The sequence below is a fragment of the Streptomyces hygroscopicus subsp. hygroscopicus genome (assembly GCF_001553455.1).
Classification (GTDB): Bacteria; Actinomycetota; Actinomycetes; order Streptomycetales; family Streptomycetaceae; genus Streptomyces; species Streptomyces hygroscopicus.
In genome coordinates, this window is the sequence record NZ_BBOX01000311.1 from 1 (window position 1) to 3,481 (window position 3,481).

Sequence of the window (3,481 nt, forward strand, 5' to 3'; positions counted from 1 at the left end):
GCGTCCGTGACCGCCGTGTCCGTCCCGGTGGCGCGGTGCTCGTCGGCGGCCGTGTCGGGCCGGCTCTCATCGGGCGAAACGGCCCCCGGTGTCCGTGCGGAGGCTTCCGCGGGCGCCGGCACGCCCGTGTGGGGGCGGGACGGCCGGGTGCCCGGGGCGGACGCGTCGGGGGTGGTGGCGGCTACGTGGGGGGCGTCCTCGGCGGGTACGGGGGCGGCGCCCTGCGCGGGTGCCGCTTCGCGAGGGGTCCGGGGGTCGGGGATCCGGGCGGCGGAGCGGGCCGCCCACTCGGCGAGGCCGGGCTCGGCGGACAGGCGGGCGCGGGCCTGGCGTTCGGTGGTTTCGGCGGTGCGGTGGTCACGGGCGGCGGCGGCACGGAGGTCGAGCGCGGGGACCACCGCGTCGGCCGCGCGGGCCCGTTCCAGCAGCTCACGCAGGCGGTCGTGGTCGGGCCGCCGCCGTTCGAGGTCGTCCGCCCGGCGGCGGGCCTCGGCGTGGCGGTGTTGCAGTTCGGCCCGTTCGCGGTCGGCCTCGGCGGCCCGCTGGGCGGCGGCGTGGGCCGTTTCGGCGGCCCGTACGGCGCAGTGGGCGATGTCCCGCCGTTCGCGCGCACCCGTACGGGCGACGGCGGCCCATTCCAGGACGGCGTCGGCCAGCCCCGGTTCGCCGGGTGTCGGGTCGGGCAGCGGATGTCCGTCGAACTCCGTGGTGCGACCCGCCGCCTGCGCCATCCGGTGGGCGAGCGCGAGCAGCCGTTCGTCCCCGGCCGCGACCCGCTTCTCCGCCGCTCGCCGCAACTCCCCCAGCCGTTCCTCGACGGCGGCGAACCGGCCGGTGTCGAACAGCTTGCCCAGCAGCTTGCCGCGCGCCAGCTCGTCCGCGCGCAGAAAGCGGGCGAAGTCGCCCTGCGGCAACAGCACCACCTGGCAGAACTGCTCCCTGCTCATGCCGAGCAACTGCCCGATCTCCTCGCCGATCTCCTGGTGCGAGCGGCTCAGCGCCTTCCACTCCCCCGCCCCGGAGGCCGTGCCGGAAGCGGAGCGGGAGTATTCGCGCAGCAGGGTCTGCGCCTTCTCCCGCGTCATCCCCGTGCCCCGCTTCTTGGGACGCGGCTGCTCGGGGCGCCGGGTGACCTCCAAGCGCCGCTCCCCAACGGTGAATTCGAGCACGACCTCGGTCGGGGTCAGCGGGTCGGCGTGGTCGCTGCGCAGCGAGAGTCCACTGCCCTGGCGGGCGCCGGGCACTTGGCCGTACAGGGCGTAGCAGACCGCGTCCAGGACGGAGGTCTTGCCGGCACCGGTCGGCCCGTGGAGCAGGAAGAGCCCGGCGGCGGACAGCTCGTCGAAGTCGATCTCCTGGGTGGCGCCGAACGGGCCGAAGGCCGTGACGGCGAGCCGGTGCAGCCTCATCGCGCCGCCTCCCCGGACGGCGCCGCCACTGCCGTCGCCACCGCGGCCGTCGCCGCCGTGGCCGTCGCCGCCGTGGCCGTCGCCTCACCGGCCGTCGCCGCGGCGCCGTGCCGCGCGGTGCGGGCACCGCCCCGCTGCGCACCACCCTGCTGCGCACCGTCCTCGTGGGCCTCGTTCCGTACCGCCTCCAGCGCGTCGCCCAGCAGCGCCCGCTCCGCCTCGTCCGGGCCGCGACCGCCCCGCACATGTGCCACGAAGTCCTCGGCGATCTGCCGGTCCGAGCGGCCGCGCAGCCGCCGCGCGTACGAGGCGAGCGGATCCTCGGGCGGCCGCTCGGGGTCGAAGACCAGCGTGAGCACATGGGGGAACCGCCGCGTCAGCCGGGCCATCGGCTCCTGCGGGCGCACCGCGTCGGTCAGCGTCGCCTCCACCCACGCCTCCTCATGGCGGTCGAGGTCCGGATCGGCCAGCAGTTCCTCGATCCGGCCGCGGATCCGGGCCAGCGGCCGCGGCACCGGGCACGGCACCCGTTCGCAGGACGGCGCCTCGCCCGCCGCCCCCAGCTCCACCACCCACATGGACTTGCGGTGCGCCGCCTCGGAGAAGGAGTACGCGAGCGGGGAGCCCGAGTAGCGGATGCGCTCGGTGATGGCCTGACAGCCGTGCAGATGGCCGAGTGCGACGTAGTCGGCGCCGTCGAAGACCTCGGCGGGTACGGAGGCGACCCCGCCGACCGTGATGTCCCGCTCGCTGTCGCTGACCGCGCCGCCGGTGACGAACGCGTGCGCGAGGACGACGGACCGGGTGCCGGACGGCCGGGCGGCCAGGTCGGCGCGCACCCGGTCCATGGCGGCGCCCAGCACCGCCGTATGACCGGCCGCCGGGGCGCCCAGCTCTGCCCGCACCAGAGCGGGTTCGAGATAGGGCAGACCGTAGAAGGCCACCTCGCCGTGGTCGTCGGAGAGGATGACGGGGGTGGCGCATCCGGCGGGGTCGGTGCGCAGATGGATCCCGGCCCGGTCGATCAGCCCGGCGCCGACGCCGAGGCGGCGGGCCGAGTCATGGTTGCCGGAGATCATGACCGTGGGCACCCCGAGGTCCGCGAGCCGGTGCAGGGCGTGGTCGAACAGCTCGACGGCGGCGAGCGGCGGCACGGCGCGGTCGTAGATGTCGCCCGCGACGACCACCGCGTCGATGTGCCGCTCCCGCACGGTGGTGATGAGGTGGTCGATGAACTCGCGCTGGGCGGCGAGGAGGCTGATCCGGTGGAAGGACCGTCCGAGATGCCAGTCGGAGGTGTGCAGAATTCTCACAAGCGGGCTCCGACCTGCACTTCTGTCCTTCCTCCACCCCAGTGGCCAGCATCACACCCGCGGCGTGCGCACGCTGCGGGCACCGACCACGTTAGCCGCGGTCGGTGCCCCGTCTCTCACGGACCTCGTATTTTCCCGTCCGTGTCCGGCTCTTCCCGCCCCCTTCCGGGCGCGGTGGTCCCGCCACCGCGCATGCGGGCCGGGCCCGTGCCCCGCGCCGCCCGGACTTCCCTCACGCCGCAGGGGTGACCGGTTCCGGGGTCCCGGCCCGGACGGCGAGCTCGACGGTGCCGCCCCGGCGCAGCGTGTTGTAGATCGGACAGCTTCCGGCGAAGAGCCCGGCCAGGGTCTCGGCCTCCTCCTGGGTGACGCCGTGCAGCAGCAGATCGAGCCGGAGGTACTCGTACCGTGTGGGGTCCTGGCGGTCCCGTAGGTAGCTGATGTCGGCCCGTGCGCCGGTCAGGCCCGAGCCGCGCTCCAGGGCGTGAAGCTGGATGTTGCCCAGGGAGCAGGAGGCCAGGGAGGACAGCAGCAGCTCCCCCGCCTGGACGGCCTCCGCCGGCCCGGTGCGCGCGTCGGAGACGAAGTGGTTCGTCCTGGCGGTCACCAGGAAACGCCCCGTGGTGTCGGTGGTGCGGCCGGTGATGCTGACGAGATCGCCTGCTGTGGTCATCGTCCTCATGTCCTGGTGTCCTCGTGTCCTCGTGGTCGTCCATGCGGAGGGGCGGGCCGGGCGCGGGAGGCCGCCCGCGCCCGGGT

3 protein-coding genes are annotated in these 3,481 nt (G+C 75.2%); all 3 read right to left on the reverse strand.

The genetic code is table 11. The annotated features are described in order from the left end of the window. On the reverse strand, positions 1–1,409 hold a 1,409-nt coding region (locus AXW62_RS28530), incomplete at its 3' end, for an AAA family ATPase (RefSeq protein WP_252368772.1). Next, entirely contained in the window at positions 1,406–2,722 is a 1,317-nt protein-coding gene (locus tag AXW62_RS28535) for an exonuclease SbcCD subunit D (protein WP_244503055.1), read from the reverse strand. The genes AXW62_RS28530 and AXW62_RS28535, both read right to left, overlap by 4 nt. Before the next feature lie 232 nt (positions 2,723–2,954). Then, the coding region (locus tag AXW62_RS28540; RefSeq protein WP_252368774.1) for an OsmC family protein at positions 2,955–3,481 on the reverse strand (527 nt) is incomplete at its 5' end.